This is a genomic window from Jannaschia faecimaris (genome assembly GCF_900107415.1).
Classification (GTDB): Bacteria; Pseudomonadota; Alphaproteobacteria; order Rhodobacterales; family Rhodobacteraceae; genus Jannaschia; species Jannaschia faecimaris.
The window spans coordinates 1-20,827 of sequence record NZ_FNPX01000027.1; the positions used below are offsets into that span (position 1 = coordinate 1).

The window sequence follows — 20,827 nt, forward strand, 5'->3', positions numbered from 1 at the left end:
GTCAGTCTGAACGTAGGAGGAGATAGCGGCACCCGAAACGCCGCGATGAGATGCAAGGGCAGAGATGAGTGATGATGATCGAACGGGACCGCTGCCGGGACACCCCGAGGTGCTGTCAGGGCGTCACAGCTCGATAGTCTGATTGGGACCTGGCATGCGGACTTCATCAGGGCCAGCGGTCAGACGTACCGCGCACAAAGGCCGGACAAATGACCGCAACCTGCAACGATCAACATCAGCTCAAATCAACCCTTGCAAAAACGGAGCCGTCCACAAATGACAACAACCACCATGATCAAAGTACTCCAACGATGCTTGCTGTATGCAAAAACAAGCAATTTTTGCATTTTTTTCTGGAAATTCGCCAATTCTGTATGCAAAATAGGCCAGTCACTTTGCGAGGGCGCACAGATGCAGGCCGGACGACAGCCTAAGATGAACGCTACCGAACATGCTTACCACATCATTCGAAACGATATCCTGACTGGTAAGCTGAAGGAAGGCGAGAGGTTGACCGAGACGCGTCTGTCGGATGATCTCGGGCTCAGTCGTACACCCATACGCGAGGCGATCGGGCGGTTGATCATCGAGGGATTCATCGACCGGCAGAGCGGCTATACGACTCGCGTGGCGTATTTTCCCGAGGACGAGGCCGAGCAGGTCTATGAAATCCGACGTCTCGTCGAATGCTACTCGGTTCAGCGCGCGGCGCGACTGGCAAACGAAGAAGACATCGCGGAACTGCGCCGCATTCACGCCGCGATGCAGGCTGATACGCCGCCGAGGGATCAGGACGCCTATCAGCGCCTGACTGCCGCGAACGAAGCATTTCATCGTGCAATCGTCGCGGCCGCTCGGTCGCCCCGGCTGACCGCCCTGATGACCACAGCCCTTGATGTCAGCATGGTCGTACGGACCTATTCGATGTTTTCAGACAGAGATCTCCAGCGCAGCCTCAACCACCACGAAGAGATAATACAAGCAATCGAGGCACGTGCGCCGGAATGGGCCGCGAGCATCATGTCGGCGCATCTTCTGGCTGGTGCATCCCGCGTCACCGAGCGGATGGCCCAGAACGCAGCGGGCAAGGAATAGCAAGATGACTGTTGTCATGCGCTCGCTTCTCTTTACCCCTGCCAACCGGCCGCAGGCTTTCGACAAAGCATTGGCGATCGGTGCGGATTGTGTATGCCTCGATCTGGAAGACGCGGTGCCGCCCGATGCCAAAGATGGTGCCCGTGCGCCGGCCATTGCCTTTCTGACAGGGGCTGGGGGCGCAGGCGCGACGCGCGCCTTGAGAATAAATGCGCTGTCCTCTGCCGCAGGTGCACGCGATTTGGCAGGCTTGGCAGACGCGGCCCCGCGAGCGGGGCTCGTGATGCTGCCCAAGGTCACAAGCGCCGCCGAGCTACGTATGGTCGCGTCAATCCTTGATGAGGTGAACAGCGAGACTGGGCTGATCGCGCTGGTGGAAACCGCCGATGGCTTGTCCGCCGTCGAGGAAATAGCGCGCGCAAGCCCGCGACTACGAGCGCTGGTGTTTGGTGGCGTGGACCTGTCAGCAGAATTGGGAGCCGCGCCTGGATCAGATACGATGCGTATGGCCCGCGCCCGGATCGTTCACGCGGCCCGTGCCGGGGGCTGTGATGTGCTCGACGTGCCCGAGCTTGATTTTCGCAATGCGGAAAAGGTCGACACAGCCGCAGCAGATGCGGCCGCGAACGGATTCACCGGCAAGGCCGCGATCCATCCGTCGAATATCGCCACAATAAACGCGGCCTTCACCCCGACCGCTGATGAAATTGCCCGCGCACAGGCAGCCGTCGCCGCATTCGAAGCGGCACCCTCGGGCCTTGTAGTGATCGACGGCAAGCTGATTGAGGCTCCCGTAATCAAAGGCATGCGAAAACTACTCGCTATAGCCAAGGCCGCGGGCGTGCTATGACGAACGTATGGGGCCGGATCGCGAGCCTGAATGACGCGTTCCATTTCTGCGAGGATTTCAGCACCTCGGGCCCAATAGACCGCGCGCAGAGCGCAGGAAGTGGTGCCTTGTTCGGCCAGACAATCGGGCTGAAATCCAATATTCGCGTCGCGGGTCAGGCTTGGACTGCAGGCATCGGCAATCGATCAGCTGTATTGGGCGCGGAGGATGCACCGCTTGTTGCGCGATTGCGGGCCGAAGGCGCAACGATCATCAGCCGTCTTGCAATGGATGAAGGCGCATTAGGGGCAGCCACGGACAACCCTCATTTCGGGCGCTGTGATAATCCGGCGTGGCCCGGTCACAGTGTGGGCGGGTCTTCAGGTGGACCGGCGGCAGCTGTTGCCGCGGTGGCGGTCGATGCAGCAGTCGGCAGCGATACAATGGGATCAGTGCGTATTCCGGCAGCTTTTTGCGGGGTCTTCGGGCTGAAATTTGGGCGTGACACCGTCGGGATGGCAGGGGTCGTGCCGCTTGCGCCAAGCCTTGATGCGCTTGGCCTTCTTGCCCGAGAGCCTACGACCCTTGCTTCTGTGCTGGACGTGTTGGCCCCGGAAGCGACGCCGGCTCCCAAAATCACGGGCTGGTGCGCCGCAGAAGACGCGATGCTGGTAGGATGTCATCCCAAGGTCGCGGAGTTCATGGCCGAATGTCATGGGGCGCTGCGTGCGGTGCTTGGACCGCCGGGCGAGCTGCCATTTTTCGAACTTGCAGGTCTTCGCGGCGATGCATTCCTCCTGACTGAGGTCGAAGCGGTAGACAGCCTCGGGCGCGAGGCAGGCCTCAGCCCCGGTCTTGCTAGACTCATCGATTACGGACGTCGCGTTCACGCCGAGAAGCTGGCTGCTGCGAACGCGCGGCTTGTCGCGGCGCGCGAGATGCTGACTGCGGCGCTGGGCACTGCACGCGTCATCCTTTTGCCAACTGTGGCAGAGCCTGCGTTTGCCCATGACAGCCGCCCGCCGGTCGGGCAGGCGAATTATACCGTGCTTGCCAATATCGCGGGTTGCCCGGCCATCGCGATCCCGAAACCCGGTGCGGTGCCGCCGGTCTCTGTCCAACTGTTGGGGCCGCGCGGTTCAGAGCGCTCGCTCATCGCTTTGGCAGAGACGCTGAGCTCGCAACTTTAAACGCAGCTTATTCGCCGGCCCGCCTCATTGTATGATCGCGCGTCTTCAACAGGTCGGCATATGCGTCCCGCAATACGTTCTTTTGCACCTTGCCCATCGTGTTTCGCGGCAGCTCATCGCGTATGACGTATTCCTTGGGGCGTTTGTAATTTGCAAGTCGAGCGCTCACATCAGCCTTGATCGCCTCGACATCGGGGGCCCCCCCTTCGGGCACCAGGACCGCCACGACGCCTTCGCCGAAATCCGAATGCGGCACTCCGATCACGGCACTTTCTTTAACGCCGGGCTGTTCGTTAAGTAATTGCTCGATTTCCTTGGGATAGATGTTGTAGCCGCCCGAGATGATCAGGTCCTTCTCGCGCCCGACAATGGTGACGTAGCCGTCCGCGTCGATGCGCCCAAGATCACCGGTGATAAAGAAACCGTCCGGTCGCAACTCTTCGGCGGTCTTTTCCGGCATCTGCCAATATCCCTTGAAGACGTTGGGGCCGCGTACTTCGATCATGCCGGTCTCGCCTTGAGGGATCTCTACGCCGTCCCTACCCGCGACGCGCAGCTCGACACCTTCAAGCGGAAAGCCGACCGTACCTGGGCGGCGTTCGGCATCATAAGGATTGGAGGTATTCATGCCAGTCTCGGTCATCCCGTAGCGTTCAAGGATTGCGTGACCGGTCCGGGCGCCGAACTGGTCGTGCGTTTCGGCCAGAAGGGGCGCACTCCCCGATGTGAAGAGACGCATGTGTCCACTGATATCCTTGGTGAAACCATCCGCATCGAGAAGGCGGGTATAGAACGTCGGCACCCCCATCATGGTGGTCGCGCGTGGCAAAGCCTCAAGCACCGGCTCAACTGCGAACCCCGGCAGCCAGATCATCGACCCGCCCGCATTCATCAGCACGTTACAGGCCACAAACAGGCCATGCGCGTGAAAAATCGGCAATGCGTGAAGCAGCACGTCGTCGCTGGTAAAGCGCCAAGTCTTCGTCAGGGTTATCGCGTTGGACAGAAGGTTGCCCTGCGTCAGCATCGCCCCCTTCGACCGGCCGGTTGTACCGGATGTGTAAAGAAGACAGGCCAAATCGTCCGAGTCGCAGGCCACTGCGTCTGCGGTGGGTGTCGCGGCTCCGACCGCATCGACAAAACTGCCACGCCCATTGGCGTCCAGCGTCAGAAGCGTTGCGCCTACCTTGTCTGCGACAGGCTGCAAAACCGACTTGGCTGCAGGGTCGACCACCAGGAGTTTGGGCGTGGCGTCCCCGACAAAATAGGAAATTTCGTCAGGCATATAGGCGGTGTTGAGCGGCAGGAAAATCACGCCTGAATGCAGGCAGGCCAGATACAATGCCAGCGCTTGGGGCGATTTCGGGCATTGCATCGCCAGGCGGTCACCTTTCGCAAGGCCCGCACTCCGAAGCATTCCCGAAATGCGCGCCACACGGCCAGCTATATCCGCATAGCTGAGTGTCTTGCCGTCTGCGAGGTGCAGAAGGGTCGCATCGCTGTGTGCATGGCGACCCAGAAGGGCGTCATAAAGCGGATTGGTCATGGAAAAATCTCCTGATACATCATGTGCCCGCATGCAGCGTGACCGTCATTGCCGTGGTCCCGCCCGGCGCGCGGGCCCACAGCTCGACACCAGTGTCGGTGTCGTGTCCTTCAAGCGTGAAGGGTGCCGTGACGAATAGCGGCGACATCGCGCGAATGTCGAAAGAAACGAGGGGCCGATCCCCGAGACGCTCAAGCCCCAGCCCCACCAACAGGGTGGCTGTCAGTGGCCCGTGCACCACAAGACCGGGATAACCTTCGGTCCCACGGGTATAATCCAAGTCGTAATGGATGCGGTGACCATAAAAGATAAGGGCCGAATAGCGAAACAGCATGACCGGATCAGGGGTAACGGTTCGGGTGAAAGCGGCATTGCCCGGCGCGGGCTTTCCTGGGATCGGCGGCGCGCCAGGATCGGGTGGGTCGCGATATACGATGTTCTGCGTCTCACGCAGACGGTGTTCGCCCGCAACGCTGAAATCATGATCGACGGTGACGAAGCAAAGCCGCCCTGAACGGCCGGTCTTTTCCTCGATCGCTCGGATCGTGGACACCTTATCGACCTCTTCGCCCAGTCGCAGCGGCGCGTCGATCGTCACGCGCCCCCCTGCCCACATCCGTCTGGGCAGGCCGAAATCGGGGATAAAGCGACCAAGTTGTTCGTGCCCGTCCGCCCCAAGATCCGAGGCTCGGATTTGCGGATTGAAATATAGATAATGCCAGAAAGGCGGCAGCGGATCGCCTTTTTCCAGCGTTGCGGGCTGGTCGAGCGTCAGTTGCATAAGGCGCGCCTGACGCAGATCAAGCGTATCTGTCGCCCGCTCGGTCCGGCCAATGGCCGCGCTTCTCTCGGCGGTATCCATACTCAAAGTCCCTTGAACGCGGGTAGGCGTTTCTCGGCAAAGGCTTCTTGCCCTTCGCGGTAATCGGCGCTGTCAAAACAGGCCTTTGCCATCGCGTCAGGCACGGTCCCGTCGCGGTCGGCCTCAGGCTGAAGGAGCACCTTCAAGATTGCTTTGGTCGCACGGATCGTCAGCGGGGCGTTTCGCGCCAGCTGATCAATATAGGCTGCACAATCGGCCTCGAACGTCTTGGTTGGATAGACGAAATCGCAGATACCCTTGGTGAGCGCTTCCTGGGCCCTGACCTGCCGCCCCGAGAATAGAAGATCCGCCGTGACCGCATGGCTGAGCATTCGTCGCAGCGACGCCACCCCATCATAACCATAGCCAAGTCCAAGCTTGGCCGGTGTTATCGCAAAGCGCGCATCGTCCCTGGCCAATCGCAAGTCACAACGCATCGCGATACCAAGCCCGCCGCCGATGCAATAGCCACGCACTAGTGCCAGTGTGGGAACGGGGATCTGTTCGATCGCGTATTCCGCCCGCTCAACCGCTGAACCATAGGCGGCTGCAGAGGCCGCATCACTGCGCGTCTCGCCAAATTCCGAAATGTCCGCGCCGGCGACAAAGGCCCTTTCGCCCGCCCCCTCAAGGGTGACAACCCGCACATTGTCATCAAGGGCCAGTTTTTCGCAGGCATCCCCAAGCGCCTGCCACATCGACACACTCATCGCGTTAAGCTTGTCAGGGCTGTTGAACGTGATCGCCGCGATACCGCCGGTCCGGGTCAGGCGCAGCTTGCCCTCAGCAAGATCTCGATGCTCGCTCATGCCCCTGTCCATTGTCCACCTCCATCGACATCGACCACCGTGCCGTTCAAATACCCCGCCCGCGGCGAAAGCAGCATGCAGGCCAATGCAGCAACCTCATCCGGGTTTGCGGGGCGCCCGTAAGGGAAGCGATCCGGCTCGACCATTTCGCGCCACCGGCTTTCGTCACCCAGCTCATCCAGAGCCTTACGTTGCATGAACTGAGTCATCCGGTCGGTCAGCGTGGGCGACGGGTTAATGCCAAATACGCGCAGCCCCTGTGACTGTGCCTCGGCCCCAAGTGCCTGAGTAAACGCGATAAGGCCCGCATTCGCGGTCGAGCCCGAGATATAGGCCGCCCGGTTTGCCCGACCCGCCATGCCGATGATATTCAGGATCGTGCCGGTGCCACGGTCGGCCATGCGTGGCTGCAAGAGCTGGCACAGGTGGATGTAGCCGAAGACCTTGAGATCCCAGTCTCGCCGCCAATCCGCGATGCTTATATCGGCAAGCCGACCCGCGCGAATTGCACCTGCATTGTTCACAAGAATGTCCGGAGTCTCCACCGCATCGACAAGGGCTTCACGACCCAGATCGCTGGCGAGGTCAGCGGGAAGAATATGCACGCGACCTTCTGCAGCTGCCTTCAGCTCGGCCCTGGTCGCCTCGAGCTGGGCGGCATCGCGTGCGACCAGAGTGACCTCCGCCCCTTCCGCCAAAAGCGCCGCCGCGATGGCGCGCCCGATCCCCTTGGAGCCCCCTGTGATCAGCGCGGTCTTTCCGGATAGGTCAAGATCCATTGGTATCTCCCACGTAATACTGGATCTCGAAAAAGACGCAGCCCTCTTGCGAGGTGAAAGGTCCATGTTCCGTCCCCGGAGGTCGGCAAGCATAGCTGGGTGCCTCGTATTCCGTGCCACCCGCACCTGTCGCGTCGCAACCATTCACCAGTTTGCCGGATATCAGGTACACCTCTTCCCAATAATCATGCACGAACACGTTCGGCGCGACTGTGCCCGGCTGAAACCGGATTAGGCGCGTACGCACACCAATCTCTTCAACTTCATCGAGCGCGCCCGACAGCATCTTTTGCTCGACCCCGGGCGCACCGCCGGGAACAGGCTCCCATCCCGCATCATTGTTAAGTTCGTGAAAGGGCACAGGGGGCTTCAAGGGCATCACTCGAACTCCGGTTCCGGGGAAAAGGCATCGTTCAACGCAGCTCGCAATGCGGACATGTTGATGGCATCGGGCAAGTCCATGATGGCGTGAACAAGCGTGTCCGCAGCCCTGAGTGACAACCCACCATGAGACGCATTGGCGTGGAACTTAGCGACAAGATCAGCATCGCGCATCGGGTTCTCGGGATCGCCCCATGCAGCAGGACAAGCGCGTTCGATACGCGTACCATCCTGCATGCGAACGACGATGCGCGCGCCATAATCGCGCGGAAAGGCCGCGTCGATCACGTCATCGATATGCACGTGGATACAGGCGCGCAGCACTTCGATATCGGGGTTGTTCAAGGCGTCGCCTTCGAAATCCGAAATCGCAGGCGCGCCTCTCAGTGCTGCCGTTGCAACGGCATGCTGCAGGCTGAACCGTGCCGCGTTAGGATTTGTCGGGTGCGGCTGGTCGCAGAATTCCAAGGCCGCGCTATGGGTATGGATATCAATTCGTTCCACCGCGCCATCCATACCTTCTTCGCGCAGATCAAGCATCGCAGAAATGGCGGAATGGGTGTGGCGGCAAGCCGGATAGGGCTTAAAGCTCATCTCGGTAATGGCCCACGCGCGGGGGACGGTCAGCGCACTTTGGTCTGCCTCCGGATAGTAGCTTGCGAAAAAGCCCATCTCGCCGGTCAGGATCGCGCGCGCGCCGGGAAAGCCTGCCGCTGCCAGTTCTGCCGCGAAGACGCCCGCGCGGGCGGCATGTGCTGTCGCCAACTGCTTGGAAAAGGTAGGTTCAAGCCGACACTGCCAGATACCTGCCGCCTGCATGCCTGCCTGGCCCAGCGCATCGGCCATCCCTTCCGCATCTAGGCCCGCGAGGTCGGCACAGGTGATGGCCGCCCCGAAGACGCCGCAGGTGCTCGAATTGTAAAACGGGGTGTAGCCGCCGGCTGCGGCGGCAACACCGACGCGGATTGCAACGTCGTAGCCGCGTGTGATCGCAGAAAGAAGCTCAGGGCCCGACACCGGCTGCCGCAGGGCCGTGGCAAGGCCCGCGGCACAGATGGCATCACCCGGGTGCAGGATCGAAGCGCGGTGCAGGTCATCCATTTCAAGCACATTGCCGAGCGTGCCAAGGGCAAGCGCTGCCGTCTGCGCATCGGTGTCAATGGACGTCAGGGCAAGACGCAATATGTCCTCATTATGTGCATGGATCGTTCGGGCCATGGCCCGGGCCACAGGCGCATACCGGGCGGCCAGTACACAACCAAACCAGTCCAGCAATGTCAGCCGCGCAAGCCGACTGACACCCGGTGCGACAGGACGACGACACAACCTGATTAGCTCTGATTCGGGAAAAGGCACTTTCGACTCATTTCGCATACAGAATTGCCAAAACGTAGCCGCAAGCTCAGCGATTTTTACGCGCGGATCAAGCCTATTTTGATCTTCATGCTCAAGGAAAAGCGCTATAAATTTCTGATAAATACATATTTTACAATTAGTTATTTGAAATTTTGCCAAGTCGGCAAATTCTTTTTGCCTAAGTCAATTTTTGTCGACATAATCGATACCAGTTGCGTAGATCAATTTGCAGGTTTCTGACTGACTTCCAGCTCAGATCGGCAAAGCTTGGCGATCAATCCGGCACCAAGACCGGGTCGCGTTTGTTCTGGTCCGCCGCTGGTCGGGCTTTACCATCAGGAGAGACAATATGAATCAAAACGAGTTTAACCGCCGACAGTTCATCGCCCTGGTGGGTGCTGCCACTGCAGCCAGCGGAATGGGCTCCATGGCCCATGCGCAAGAAGCGCTCAAGCTCTGGGCCCCCGGTATTGCCAAGGTCGGCGCGCAGGATTGGTCTGATATGGAATCGCAGGCTGGTATCAGCATCAATGCAATCGCGAAATCCGCCCGTGCAGACGAGTCGATCCAGAAGATGGTCGTGGGTGACGGCAACGCCCTGTATGACGCGATGACCGATAATGGCGGCGGCATGGAAGATGCGCTGGCTTCGCAAGGTGCCATTGCAGAGCTGGACATCTCGCGGATCCCGAACTGGTCGAAATTGCTGCCTAGCTATCGGGAGGGTGGCCTTTCGGCCGACACGATCCGCCACGACGGTAAGGTCGTGGCTGTGCCTTACATCTCGAACGCCGACAGCCTTGCCTTCAACTACGGTGAGATCGGTGAAGAACTGACCTCATGGGAGGCGCTGTTTGACAGTCAGTTCCGTGGCCGCGCCGCCATGCAGAACGATTTCGGGCCGACGCTGACGAACACCGCGATCTACCTCAAGCAGTCCGGCAAGGGCAGCATCGACAACCCCTCGGACATGACCGAGGACGAGGTGCGACAGACCTGTGAGTTCCTGATCGACCTGAAGAAGAAGGGCCACTTCCGCACCTTCTGGGACGGAGTTCAGAACGGCGCGGACTTGCTGTCCTCGGAAGAGGTGCTGGTATCATCCTGCTGGGAAGTCATCCAGATCTTTGCGGCGCGCAAGAACGGGCAGGATATCCGCTACGGCACGATGAAAGAGGGCCACCAGTCGTGGAACAACATCGTCATGCTGACCCGCGGCGGCATGGAGCGAGGAATGGATTCGGCGTTCTACAATCTCGCCAATGTCTATCTCAGCCCATGGTTTGGTGCGCAGACCCTTGCAGGGCTGGGCTTTACCCCGCAGATGGAAGGCGTACAGGAATACGTGGACGCCAATCCCGACCTGTTCGATGCTGACACGAAAGCCATCATGTCGGAGCGGCTTGAGCGCAAGCAGGCGCGGCGCGCGGTTGCCGGCAATTCCTGGCAGAATGTCTTCCCGACCAATATTCGCGCCTATCAGGATTGGTGGGCCCGGGTGCAGGCGGCCTGACCCGGAATGTCAACGCCAGCAACAAACAAAGCCGACTGGGTGATCCCCGTCGGCACGTCCCGCGCGGATTGGCGCGAACGCCTTGCCCCATGGGCGTTCCGTGCACCCCTTATTTTTATGGTGTTGTTCTTCGCCATTCCAATGGCGATGACGGTGGTCTTTTCAGTCTTTGAACGCACCATGTTCTGGATGGAGCCGGGCTTCACCCTATACGCCTACGAAAATTTCTTCTTTTCAGCGCGTCTGGTCAACTTCCTGAACTCGATGAAGTATTCGCTGATCTCGGTCGCGATCTGCTTTGTCTTCGGATTTCCAATCGCAGTCTTCGTACGCAAATCGATCCCACAGGTCGCGCAGCACCGGGTTGTGTTGCTGTTCATCCTGCCCTTCATGGTCTCCGAGATCATTCGCGTCTTCGCGCTGCGCCCGGTTCTGCAAAGAAACGGCCTAGTGAACTCGACACTTATGGACCTAGGCATAATCGACGAGCCTATCTCTGCCCTACTTTACTCGCACACCGGTGTAGTTATTGGCGAGGTGCTGTCTTTCCTGCCATTTATCGTCTTCTCCGGCTTTTTGGCGATGGAGGCCGTGCCGAAGTTCATCTTTGAGGTTTGTGACGATCTGGGCGTCGGACCTTGGCGGCGTTTTGTCGATATCATCCTGCCGCTGGCGGCACCGGGCGTCTTCGCAGGCTCTGTATTTATTTTCGTTAATGGTCTGGGCGTCGCACTTCTACCGAACATCCTTGGCGGTGCAGGGGCCGTGAATGCGGGCCTTATTGCGACGCAGGCGATCAGCGCGCTCGACTTCCCGCTCGCCATGGCGGTCAGTGCGATCATGATGACGACTCTGATGACGCTCCTCTGGATTGGTCACAAGCTGTTCGATCTGACCAAAATCCTCACCCCGCTCAGTTGAGGGCACCCCATGAACGACTATGACAACCCTTGGCTGCACAAGCTTAAATGGGCGTATCTTCTGCTGGTCGTCCTGACGCTGATGACACCCGTGATCTACGTGATGTTCGTGTCGTTCAACGCCAACGGGTTTGGCGCGAACGAGTATGTTTTCACGTTGGAATGGTATAGCCTCATCTTCTCAGACGAGCTTCTGATCGGTGCGTTGCGCTGGACGCTGATGCTGGCCGTTGTGGTGACTGTCGTCACCGTGCCAATGGCGCTTCTGGCGGCGAAATACTACAAGGCAGCGGATAATAAGCTGTTTCCGGTCTTCCTGCTGTTGGCCCCCCTGTTCGTGCCGCCGGATATCCTTGGTTCGGCGCTTTTGGTGTTCTTCAAGAACGTCAACTTCACCTTTATCTGGCTGGGCGATCAGATCGGTACCGGACTTTTCGACAGCTGGTTTCGCCTTAGTTTTCTGACGGCGACCATTGGCCTTATTATTTATACAATACCCTATTCCTTCGTGGTGATTTTGATCACGATGGGTCGCTATCGTCCTGAGCAAACCGAGGCCGCGCGCGCCTGCGGGGCGAATGGCTGGCGTGCCTTCTGGGATATCGAATTCCCCCAGATCCGCGCAGGCGTCTTTTCCGCCTCTGCCTTTACTGTGATCCTTGTCTTCAACGAATATACCCGAACCAGCCTTCTCAAGGGCGGGTTCGACACGTTCACCACGGTGCTGATCAGCCAGATGTTGAATACCGGCATGTCGCCGCAAAGCTACGCCATGTCCGCGTTGGTAAGCTTCGTCGCTATCGCCGTGATCGGCTCCATCATTCTTGTCACTATGATCCGGGCCGATGCCCTGTCGCGGATCGCTCGCGCCAAGGCCGAACCGGTGATGTCATGACCAACGGGATAAATCATATGATCAACCAAGCCGCCCCCGCGGTCGAAGTGCGCAATCTTGCCAAGCATTATGGTTCGTTCGTCGCGCTGAAGAACGTCAACGTCAGCATCGCGGCTGGTGAATATTTTGTGCTGCTCGGTCCCTCGGGCGGTGGCAAGACGACGCTGCTGCGCACCATCGGCGGCTTCCACAAACCGACGGCGGGCGAAGTCCTTCTGCACGGCAAATCCGTGGGGCACCTGCCACCCGACAAGCGTTCGACCACGATGGTCTTTCAGGCCTACGCGCTGTTTCCGCACATGAACGTGACGCAGAATGTAGGTTACGGTCTGAAAGTGGCAGGATTGCCCAAGGCGCAAATCGCCGACAAGGTCGCCAACGCATTGGAACAGGTCGGCCTGACCAATTTCGCGCAGCGCAAACCGCACGAGTTGTCGGGCGGTCAGCAGCAGCGCGTGCAATTGGCGCGGGCCATCGTCCTGGATCGCGACATTCTTTTGCTGGACGAACCCTTGGCCGCCCTCGATGCGCAGCTTCGCAAGGACATGTGCCTTGAGTTGAAACACCTGCAGGAAAAGGTCGGCATAACCTTCATCCACGTTACCCATAACCAGGAAGAGGCGATGACCGTCGCGGACCGCATCGCCCTGATCGCAAACGGTGATCTGGTGGAGTTCGGCCGCGCCCGTGATATCTATCGCGCACCGGAAAAAACCTTCACCGCCAGCTTCGTCGGAGAAAACAACGTCCTCAAAGGCAAAGTGTCCGATGCCAATGGCACCTCCGTAACCGTCGATGTGGCCGGCTCCAAACTCAAGGTCGACAAGCGCGGGCTGGCCGTCACGGACGGGCAAGAGGTCAACCTTTCGATCCGTTCGGAATGCGTGGCGCTGAACCCGGTCAATGGCACGAACGCTCCAGCCGATGGGCATTCGATCACCGGCTCTTACGACGAGTCGGTCTACCTGGGCCTGACCACGTCGCACCTCGCTCGGCTTCGGGACGGGACCGAGATGGTCAGCCGTGTGATCGCCGATTCCGATGACAGCCTGCCCGAGGCAGGCGCGCCCGTCCGTCTGTCATGGAAGCCCACAGACATTCGTCTGCACGTGGAGTAAGAAAAATGCATTCCAACCCGCGCATTCCATTCCAAATGTCTTCGGACCGCGCCCCTCTGACCGGACCGGGCGGCAAGCAGCTGATCGTTCATATCGCGATGAACATTGAATACTGGCCGATCGAGCGGGCCATGCCGCGCGGCATCATACCTGCGCCGCACGGGGCGACACCGGCACCGCCGGATGTACCGAATTTCTCATGGGTGGAATACGGTTTGCGGTGCGGGATGCCGCGCATTCTCGACATGCTGGATCGCAAGGGACTGCCATGCTCGGCCCTCTTCAATGCGCAGGTGGCCGATGTCTATCCTACGCTGATGAAGACCGTCGTGGATGCAGGTTGGGAATTGGTCGGGCATGGCTGGTTTCAGCAATCCCTCAAACAGGCCGATGACGAGGGCGACATCATCCGCCGCTGTCTGGACCGCCTCGAACAGGCGGGCGGCACGCGCCCCCGCGCCTGGCTGGGGCCAGGACTGGGGGAGTCGGAACATACGCCCGACATCCTGAAGGCCGAAGGCATCGAGTTTCTGCACGATTGGGTCCTCGACGACCTGCCCACGTGGATGAAGACCAAGCATGGCCCCCTGATGGCGCTGCCTTATTCGTTCGAGCTGAACGATGTTCCGGTCTACGCGATCCAGAACGGATCGACCGACGAATACCTGAAGCGGGTCGCCGCGACGCTGGCCATGTTCGAACGCGAATTGACGACACAGCCGCGTGTCATGACTTTGGCGCTGCACCCCCATATCATCGGCGTGCCGCATATCGCTCATCAGTTCGAACAGGCGCTCGATATGCTTCAAGCCCGTGATGACACTGTTTTCCTGACCTCAAGCGGGATCGGCGACTGGTATGCCGCCGCCGACCCCGATGGTGCTGTCCGCGTGATGGAGTTTGGCCAATGACTGAACGCCCCACTGCGCTTGCAAAGCTAAAGGTGCTTGATCTGTCGCGGGTGCGTGCGGGCCCCGCCTGCTGCCGCGTTCTTGCGGATTTCGGCGCGGACGTAATCAAGATCGAAGCGCCAGCCGGGGCCGACCCATCCGCAGGTGTCAGCGGCGCGCGGCATGGCTACGACATGCTGAACCTGCACCGCAACAAGCGTGCGCTCACGCTGAACCTGAAGGATCCGGACGGCCGGGCGCTGTTTTTACGCATGGTCGAAGATGCCGATGTGGTGGTTGAGAATTTCCGCCCTGACGTAAAGGACCGCCTTGGCATCGCCTATAGCGACCTTGCCAATGTCAATCCGCGTATCATCCTCGCATCGATCTCAGGCTTCGGGCAGGACGGACCTTACGCCAAGCGCGCGGGCTTCGACCAGATAGCACAGGGCATGGGCGGCCTCATGGGCGTGACCGGCAACCCCGAAGAGGGACCGATGCGGGCCGGAGCGGCAGTGGCGGACCTCTCCTCCGGGCTTTACGCAGCGCTGGGCATTATGGTTGCCTTGCAGGAACGCAGCGTGTCAGGCCAAGGCCAATGGGTGCAAAGCTCGCTTTTGGGCGCGCAGATCGCGCTCATGGATTTCCAGGCCGCACGATATTTGGTCGATGGCGAAGTGCCTGAAAGTTCCGGCAACGATCATCCTTACGTCACACCGATGGGCGTTGTCGCCACCAAGGATGGCCACATGAACCTCGGCGTTGGCAGCGACTCACAATGGCGCGCTTTCTGCGATCTGATCGACAAGCCCGAATGGGGCACGATCGAGGACTACGCCACCAACCCCGCCCGGTTTGAACGGCGCGCCGCATTGTGGGAAAAGCTCGCGCCGATCTTTGCCGAAAAAACCACATCCGACTGGGTGGATGCGCTCGAGGAGGCGGGAGTGCCCGCCGGTCCGATCTACATGATGAACGAAGTATTCGCCGACCCGCAGGTGCAGCACCTCGGTATGGCTGAACAAGTCCATCACCCTGTCCGCGGCGAAACAAAGCTTGTTGCACAGCCCATCAAACTGTCGCGCACACCGGCCTCGATCTATGTATCGGCACCGGATGCAGGCGAACATTCGGACGCAATTCTGACCGAGGTCGGATTGTCCCCCGAAGAGATCGCCTCCCTGCGCGACAGCAAAGTCATCTGAAGGACCTAGCCATGAATCAGCACGATCCCGACATGATCTCGATGCCCGTAAAACCTGCATGGCAGGACATTCGCGACGCGGTCGAGCGTCTATGTGACGATTACCCCAATGAATACTGGCTAAAGCTGGATAAGGAAGATGCCTACCCTCATGACTTCGTGACCGCGTTGACCGAGTCAGGTTTTCTTGGTGCGCTAATTCCAGAGGAATATGGCGGCTCGGGCTTGCCGCTGGCGGCAGCCGGCGCGGTACTTGAAACGATCCATGCCAAGGGCTGCAACGCCGCAGCTTGTCATGCGCAGATGTACACGATGGGCACGGTGCTCAAGCACGGCTCCGAAGAGCAGAAGCAGAAATACCTGCCCAAGATTGCGACGGGCGAGCTGCGCCTTCAGGCATTCGGCGTGACCGAACCCACAACGGGCAGCGATACGACCCAGCTTAAGACCAAGGCTGAAAAGACCGAAAACGGCACATATATCGTCAACGGCCAGAAGGTCTGGACTTCGCGCGCGTTTGAATCAGACCTGATGCTGCTTCTGGCGCGCACCACGCCGTCGGATCAGTGCAAGAAGCGTTCGGACGGCATGTCGGTGTTCCTGATCGATATGAACGAGGCCAAGAAGAATGGTCTGTCGCTGTCAAAGATTGACGCGATGATAAATCACAACACCTGCGAGGTCTTCTTCGACAACGTGGAAATCCCCGCCGATACGCTTGTCGGCGAAGAGGGTAAGGGCTTCAAATACATTGTCGACAGCATGAATGCCGAACGCATCCTGATTGCTTACGAATGCATCGGTGACGCAAAGTATTTCGTTGAAAAAGCCTGTGAATACGCCAACGACCGTTCGGTTTTTGGCCGCCCTATCGGTGCCAATCAGGGAATCCAGTTTCCCATCGCCGACGCCTATGCCAAGGCGCAGGCTGCGGAGCTGATGGTCACAAAGGCCGCAGCCATGTTTGATGCCGGCGAAAAGGCCGGGGCAGAGGCGAACATGGCCAAACTGCTGGCGGCAGATGCATCTTGGGCCACCGCCGAAGTCTGCATGCAGACCTATGGCGGTTTTGCATTTGCCCGCGAATACGGGATCGAGCGGAAGTGGCGCGAGGCGCGTTTATATCAGACAGCTCCCATCTCGAAGAATATGATTTACGGCTATCTGGGCCAGCACGTGCTTGGTCTGCCCCGCAGTTATTGACCCGCCACAAAGCGGCAGCCATTCTACACACACACCAGACGACGGGCGCAAAGTCCGCGATTAATCCAACGGGAGCACGATATGAAAACCCTTCGATACCTCGCAGCCGCCACCGCAGTGGCGCTGATCCCTGCAACCGGCATGGCCCAGACCAAATGGGACATGGCGACCCCCTATCCCGACGGTGAGTTCCACACCCAGAACATCATGCAATTCGCCGAGGATGTCTCGACCGCGACCAACGGCGGCCTCGACATCACCATCCATTCCGGTGCCTCGCTGTTCAAGCACCCCGAGATCAAGCGCTCGGTCCAGAACATGTTCGTGCCCATGGGCGAAGTGCTGATGGCTAACCTCTTCAACGAGGATCCGATCTTCGGGGCAGACAACATCCCCTTCATCGCGACCACCTACGAATCCGCCAAGGCCCTCTGGGACGCGCAGCGCCCGCTGGTCGAGGCGAAGCTCGCCGAAGATGGCATTCGCCTGCTCTATGCCGTGCCGTGGCCGGGTCAGGGCTTCTACACCAACAAGGAGCTGACCTCGGGTGCCGATCTTTCGGGCATGCGCTTCCGCACCTACAACGCGACGACCGCGCGCATGGCCGAACTTCTGGAAGCCGCGCCCACCACGATCGAGGCGGTCGAGATCCCGCAGGCCTTCTCCACCGGCATCGTGGACGCGATGGTCACCTCGGGGGCGACCGGCGCGCGCACCAAGGCTTGGGACTTCACGACCGATTTCTACGATCTCCAGGCCTGGCTGCCGAAGAACATGATCATCGTGAACGAAAGCGCCTTCTCGGGTCTGCCGGAGGACCAGCAGCAGGCAATGCTCGACGCCGCGGCAACCGCCGAGACCCGCGGCTGGGAGATGAGCGCCGAGGTCGCAGCCTCCTCCGTGGCCGAACTGGGCGAGAACATGGCGGTCCGCGAAGTGCCCGAAGCGCTGGTCAAGGATCTGTCCGTCGTTGGCGAGACCATGGCCAACGAATGGGCCGAAAGCGTCGGTCCCGACGCCCAGATCATCCTCGATGCGGTGAAGTGACCCGCGTTTCAAAAGCGGCCGTCCCCTCGGGGCGGCTGCACTGCCTTCACCAAACGGCACCCGGATGTTGACGCGCGGCCTCGCCGCGCTTTACCGCGCCGCGGGCGTGCTGGCCGGCGTCTTCCTGGTCGCGATCTGCGTCATCGTCTGCGCCCAGATCGTCGCACGCCAACTCGACACCATCATCCCCTCGGCCGATCAATTCGCCGGGTTCTGCCTCGCCGCGACCTCCTTTCTGGGCCTTGCATGGAGCTTTCGCGGCGGCAGCCATATCCGCGTCACGCTCTTCACCCGTGCCCTGCGCGGCCCGGCCCACCGGCTTATGATGATGCTGGCACTCGCCATCGGCTCCGCGATCACCGGCCTCCTGGCCTGGCACACCGTTGCGATGGTTATCCAGAATTTCGCGCGCAGCGAGGTCACCTCGGGGCTGGTGCCCGTCCCGATCTGGCTTCCGCAAAGCGGGATGGCCATCGGGCTCGTCCTCTTCGCCGTCGCGATGATCGAAGATCTGGTCCGCGTGATCCTGGGTTACGATCCGATCTTCGAGGACGGCGAGGAAAATCCAACCGAAAACGGCGAGCCGTGACGGCCCCCGTACGCCCAACCTGAGGACCCGCCGATGGACCCCAATATCGTCTCGCTGGTCCTGATCGGCCTGATGCTCGTTCTACTCGCTCTCGGCATCTGGGTCGCGCTGGCGCTGACCATCGTCGGGTTCGTGGGCATCGCCTTTTTCACCTCGGCACCCGCGGGCGCGATCATGGCCACGACGGTCTGGGCGCAATCCTGGTCGTGGGCCCTGACCGCCCTGCCCCTCTTCATCTGGATGGGAGAGATCCTCTACCGGACACGCCTGGCCGCGAACATGTTCAGCGGCCTGGCACCCTGGATGAACGGCCTGCCGGGCCAACTCCTCCACGTCAACGTCGTCAGCTGCGGTCTCTTCGCGGCCGTCTCGGGCTCCTCGGCGGCAACCACGGCGACCATCGGCAAAATCACGATCCCTGAGCTGGAGAAACGCGATTACGACCAGCGCATGATCGTCGGCAGCCTCGCAGGCTCGGCCACACTGGGCTTCCTTATCCCGCCCTCAATCATCCTGATCGTCTACGGGGTCGCCGCCGAGGTCTCGATCAGCCGTCTCTTCATCGCAGGCATCCTGCCGGGGCTGATGCTGATGGTCCTCTTCATGGGCTACATCATGATCTGGTCGCTCTTCCACCGCGATCGTATCCCCGCGCCCGAGCCGCGCTTGCCGTTCTTCGAGCGTGTCCGCGCCACTGCCCGGCTGTTCCCGATGCTGGGGCTGATCGCGCTGGTGATCGGCTCGATCTACGCGGGGTTCGCCACCCCGACGGAAGCGGCAGCGGTCGGCGTGGTGGGCGCGCTGCTTTTGTCGGCGGTCAGCGGGATGATGTCCTGGCGCTCCTTCGTCGACAGTGTCGAGGGGGCCACCAAGACGACCTGCATGATCACACTCATCCTGGGCGGTGCGGCATTTTTGTCGGTGGCGATGGGCTTCACCGGAATCCCTCGAACGCTGTCCACCCTAGTCGGCTCCTTTGAGCTGACGCAGTTCCAGCTGCTGATCGCGCTGACGGTGCTTTTCGCGGTGATGGGCTGCTTTCTGGACGGCATCTCGATCGTCGTGCTGACTGCCTCCGTCATCATGCCGATGGTGCAGGCAGCGGGCATTGACCTGATCTGGTTCGGTATCTACCTCGTCGTCGTCATCGAGATGTCGCAGATCACGCCGCCGGTGGGGATCAATCTCTTCATCCTGCAATCCATGACGCGCCACGACCTGCTGACCGTCGCCAAGATGGCTTTCCCATTCTTCCTGGTTCTGGTGCTGGCGACGTTGCTCCTGATCCTCTTCCCGCAGATCGCGACCTTTCTCCCATCGCTCATGACCCGCGGGTGAGAGGCAAAATCGAGGGGCAGGTATGCCGCATTTCTGCGCGACAGACGTCGGGCGCAAGAGCCGTGAAGTGAAAGTTATTCCCGACGGTTCGGCTTTATGCGCTATAAGAACGAATAAAGAACAAGTTGGTGGAAACCAGTCAGCGGGTCCTGTCAGAGCAACTTGGCTTGAGATGGACTGAGGCACCCCCTACCCTGCACACGTGACCAATCGTTCCCCATTCAAGTACTTCAAGACGAGCCCCGAGATCATCCGCCTGTCAGTGATGCTTTATGTCCGGTTTCCCCTTTCGCTTCGCAACGTCCAAGACCTGCTGCATAAGCGTGGGGTGGACGTGAGCCATGAGACCGTGCGGTTCTGGTGGCATCGCTTCGGTCCGATGTTCGCCGCAGAATCCGGAAACGCCGGATCGAAGGGATGCGTTTCAGCCGCTGGCGGTGGCATCTGGACGAGGTCTTCGTGAAGATCAACGGCGAGCGACATTACCTGTGGCGCGCGGTCGACCACGAAGGTGAGGTTCTGGAAAGCTACATCACGAAGAGCCGCGACAAGAAGGCTGCTTTGAAGTTTCTCCGGAAAACAATGCATAAGCACGGCCAGCCTGAGGCCATCGTCACCGACAAGCTCCGGTCCTACGGGGCCGCTCTGAGGGAAATCGGCGCAGACGCGCGCCAAGAGACGGGCCGCTGGGAGAACAACAGGGCGGAGAACTGACATCTCCTTTTCCGACAACGAGAACGGGCCATGCTTCGCTTCAGGCGCATGCGACGTTTACAGAAATTCGCCGCCGTTCAAGCCTCCGTCTACAACCACTTCAACCAAGAACGCAGCCTCTCGAGCCGGCCTGATTTCAAGCTGAACCGTACCGCTGCTCTGGCCGAGTGGCGCGGTCTTGGCGCAGCGTAAGGGACAACGCCAATGTCCTAACTGAGACTGGTTAGAATTTGTCTGATGGTGTGGACGGCTCCACCCGAACGGCATCGCAATGTGCCATGCTGGAGCTGTTTGAGACCAACAGTCAGAAGGAGCCATCCACATGAAGATTACAACACTCGGGATTGATCTCGCCAAGTCCGTTTTTCAGCTTCACGGGGTGGATGCGGATGGGGTGGTTGTCTTGCAGAAGAAGCTGCGGCGAGGTGCCGTGCTCGACTTTCTTGGCAAGTTGGATCCTTGTCTGATCGGGATGGAAGCCTGTGCCACATCGCACTACTGGGCGCGGGAGATTGCAGTTCTGGGACATGACGTTCGGTTGATCCCGCC

The 20,827-nt window shown here is 60.0% G+C and carries 19 protein-coding genes and 2 pseudogenes; 15 read left to right on the top strand and 6 right to left on the bottom strand.

The genetic code is table 11. The features are described 5' to 3' along the window. Positions 1-276 precede the first annotated feature (276 nt). Genes BLV27_RS17810 through BLV27_RS17820 form a run of 3 tightly spaced genes read left to right on the top strand, consistent with a single transcriptional unit; the run spans position 277 to position 3,114 of the window. Complete coding sequence (locus BLV27_RS17810; RefSeq protein WP_244504745.1) at positions 277-1,095, top strand: GntR family transcriptional regulator; 819 nt, start codon at positions 277-279, stop codon at positions 1,093-1,095. Positions 1,096-1,099: 4 nt separating this feature from the next. After that, complete coding sequence (locus tag BLV27_RS17815; RefSeq protein ID WP_092647848.1) at positions 1,100-1,945, top strand: HpcH/HpaI aldolase/citrate lyase family protein; 846 nt, start codon at positions 1,100-1,102, stop codon at positions 1,943-1,945. Next, entirely contained in the window at positions 1,942-3,114 is a 1,173-nt protein-coding gene (locus BLV27_RS17820; protein WP_092647849.1) for an amidase family protein, read from the top strand. Before BLV27_RS17815 ends, BLV27_RS17820 begins: the two co-directional genes overlap by 4 nt. Positions 3,115-3,121: 7 nt before the next feature. Here BLV27_RS17820 and BLV27_RS17825 read toward each other — a convergent pair whose 3' ends face one another. From BLV27_RS17825 to BLV27_RS17850, 6 genes are read right to left on the bottom strand one after another with little or no spacing between them, the layout of a single operon-like run. Then, positions 3,122-4,660: a malonate--CoA ligase gene (locus BLV27_RS17825; RefSeq protein ID WP_092647850.1), complete on the bottom strand. Its 1,539-nt coding sequence runs from the start codon at positions 4,658-4,660 to the stop codon at positions 3,122-3,124. Between the two features lie 19 nt (positions 4,661-4,679). After that, positions 4,680-5,522: an HTD2 family dehydratase gene (locus BLV27_RS17830; protein ID WP_092647851.1), complete on the bottom strand. Its 843-nt coding sequence runs from the start codon at positions 5,520-5,522 to the stop codon at positions 4,680-4,682. Positions 5,523-5,524: 2 nt separating this feature from the next. After that, on the bottom strand, positions 5,525-6,331 hold the full coding sequence (locus tag BLV27_RS17835) for an enoyl-CoA hydratase (protein ID WP_170831513.1): 807 nt from the start codon (positions 6,329-6,331) through the stop codon (positions 5,525-5,527). Further along, positions 6,328-7,110: a short-chain dehydrogenase/reductase gene (locus BLV27_RS17840; protein WP_092647853.1), complete on the bottom strand. Its 783-nt coding sequence runs from the start codon at positions 7,108-7,110 to the stop codon at positions 6,328-6,330. The genes BLV27_RS17835 and BLV27_RS17840 overlap by 4 nt, the downstream gene beginning before the upstream one ends. Further along, on the bottom strand, positions 7,100-7,489 hold the full coding sequence (locus tag BLV27_RS17845; protein ID WP_092647854.1) for a cupin domain-containing protein: 390 nt from the start codon (positions 7,487-7,489) through the stop codon (positions 7,100-7,102). Before BLV27_RS17845 ends, BLV27_RS17840 begins: the two co-directional genes overlap by 11 nt. After that, complete coding sequence (locus tag BLV27_RS17850; protein ID WP_092647855.1) at positions 7,489-8,865, bottom strand: MmgE/PrpD family protein; 1,377 nt, start codon at positions 8,863-8,865, stop codon at positions 7,489-7,491. The genes BLV27_RS17845 and BLV27_RS17850 overlap by 1 nt, the downstream gene beginning before the upstream one ends. 331 nt (positions 8,866-9,196) lie before the next feature. On the opposite strand from BLV27_RS17850, the gene BLV27_RS17855 reads away from it, so the two are divergent. The 12 genes and pseudogenes from BLV27_RS17855 to BLV27_RS17910 all read left to right on the top strand — a co-directional run. Further along, positions 9,197-10,360 (top strand): ABC transporter substrate-binding protein, encoded by a 1,164-nt coding sequence (locus BLV27_RS17855; RefSeq protein ID WP_092647856.1) that lies wholly within the window; start codon positions 9,197-9,199, stop codon positions 10,358-10,360. Between the two features lie 6 nt (positions 10,361-10,366). Next, a complete protein-coding gene (locus BLV27_RS17860) occupies positions 10,367-11,281 on the top strand; it encodes an ABC transporter permease (protein ID WP_092647857.1) in 915 nt (304 codons plus the stop codon). 9 nt (positions 11,282-11,290) lie between these two features. Beyond that, the gene (locus tag BLV27_RS17865; RefSeq protein WP_092647858.1) at positions 11,291-12,175 is read left to right on the top strand and encodes an ABC transporter permease; all 885 of its coding nucleotides are present in this window, start codon (positions 11,291-11,293) and stop codon (positions 12,173-12,175) included. Positions 12,176-12,192: 17 nt separating this feature from the next. Further along, entirely contained in the window at positions 12,193-13,293 is a 1,101-nt protein-coding gene (locus BLV27_RS17870; RefSeq protein ID WP_092647859.1) for an ABC transporter ATP-binding protein, read from the top strand. A 5-nt stretch (positions 13,294-13,298) separates the two neighbouring features. Then, positions 13,299-14,204 carry a polysaccharide deacetylase family protein gene (locus BLV27_RS17875; RefSeq protein ID WP_092647860.1) on the top strand — a complete coding sequence of 302 codons (906 nt, stop codon included), beginning with the start codon at positions 13,299-13,301 and terminating at the stop codon, positions 14,202-14,204. Next, positions 14,201-15,388, top strand: coding sequence for a CaiB/BaiF CoA transferase family protein (locus BLV27_RS17880; RefSeq protein WP_092647861.1), 1,188 nt, complete (start codon positions 14,201-14,203; stop codon positions 15,386-15,388). The genes BLV27_RS17875 and BLV27_RS17880 overlap by 4 nt, the downstream gene beginning before the upstream one ends. Positions 15,389-15,399: 11 nt before the next feature. Further along, positions 15,400-16,590 carry an acyl-CoA dehydrogenase family protein gene (locus BLV27_RS17885; protein WP_092647862.1) on the top strand — a complete coding sequence of 397 codons (1,191 nt, stop codon included), beginning with the start codon at positions 15,400-15,402 and terminating at the stop codon, positions 16,588-16,590. 81 nt (positions 16,591-16,671) lie between these two features. Beyond that, on the top strand, positions 16,672-17,637 hold the full coding sequence (locus BLV27_RS17890; protein ID WP_092647863.1) for a TRAP transporter substrate-binding protein: 966 nt from the start codon (positions 16,672-16,674) through the stop codon (positions 17,635-17,637). 67 nt (positions 17,638-17,704) lie between these two features. Continuing rightward, complete coding sequence (locus BLV27_RS17895; RefSeq protein ID WP_170831515.1) at positions 17,705-18,226, top strand: TRAP transporter small permease; 522 nt, start codon at positions 17,705-17,707, stop codon at positions 18,224-18,226. Positions 18,227-18,259: 33 nt separating this feature from the next. Beyond that, on the top strand, positions 18,260-19,564 hold the full coding sequence (locus tag BLV27_RS17900) for a TRAP transporter large permease (protein ID WP_092647865.1): 1,305 nt from the start codon (positions 18,260-18,262) through the stop codon (positions 19,562-19,564). 202 nt (positions 19,565-19,766) lie between these two features. Continuing rightward, positions 19,767-20,470: pseudogene (locus tag BLV27_RS17905) on the top strand (IS6 family transposase). A gap of 130 nt (positions 20,471-20,600) precedes the next feature. Then, positions 20,601-20,827: pseudogene (locus BLV27_RS17910) on the top strand (IS110 family transposase); the annotation flags it as partial.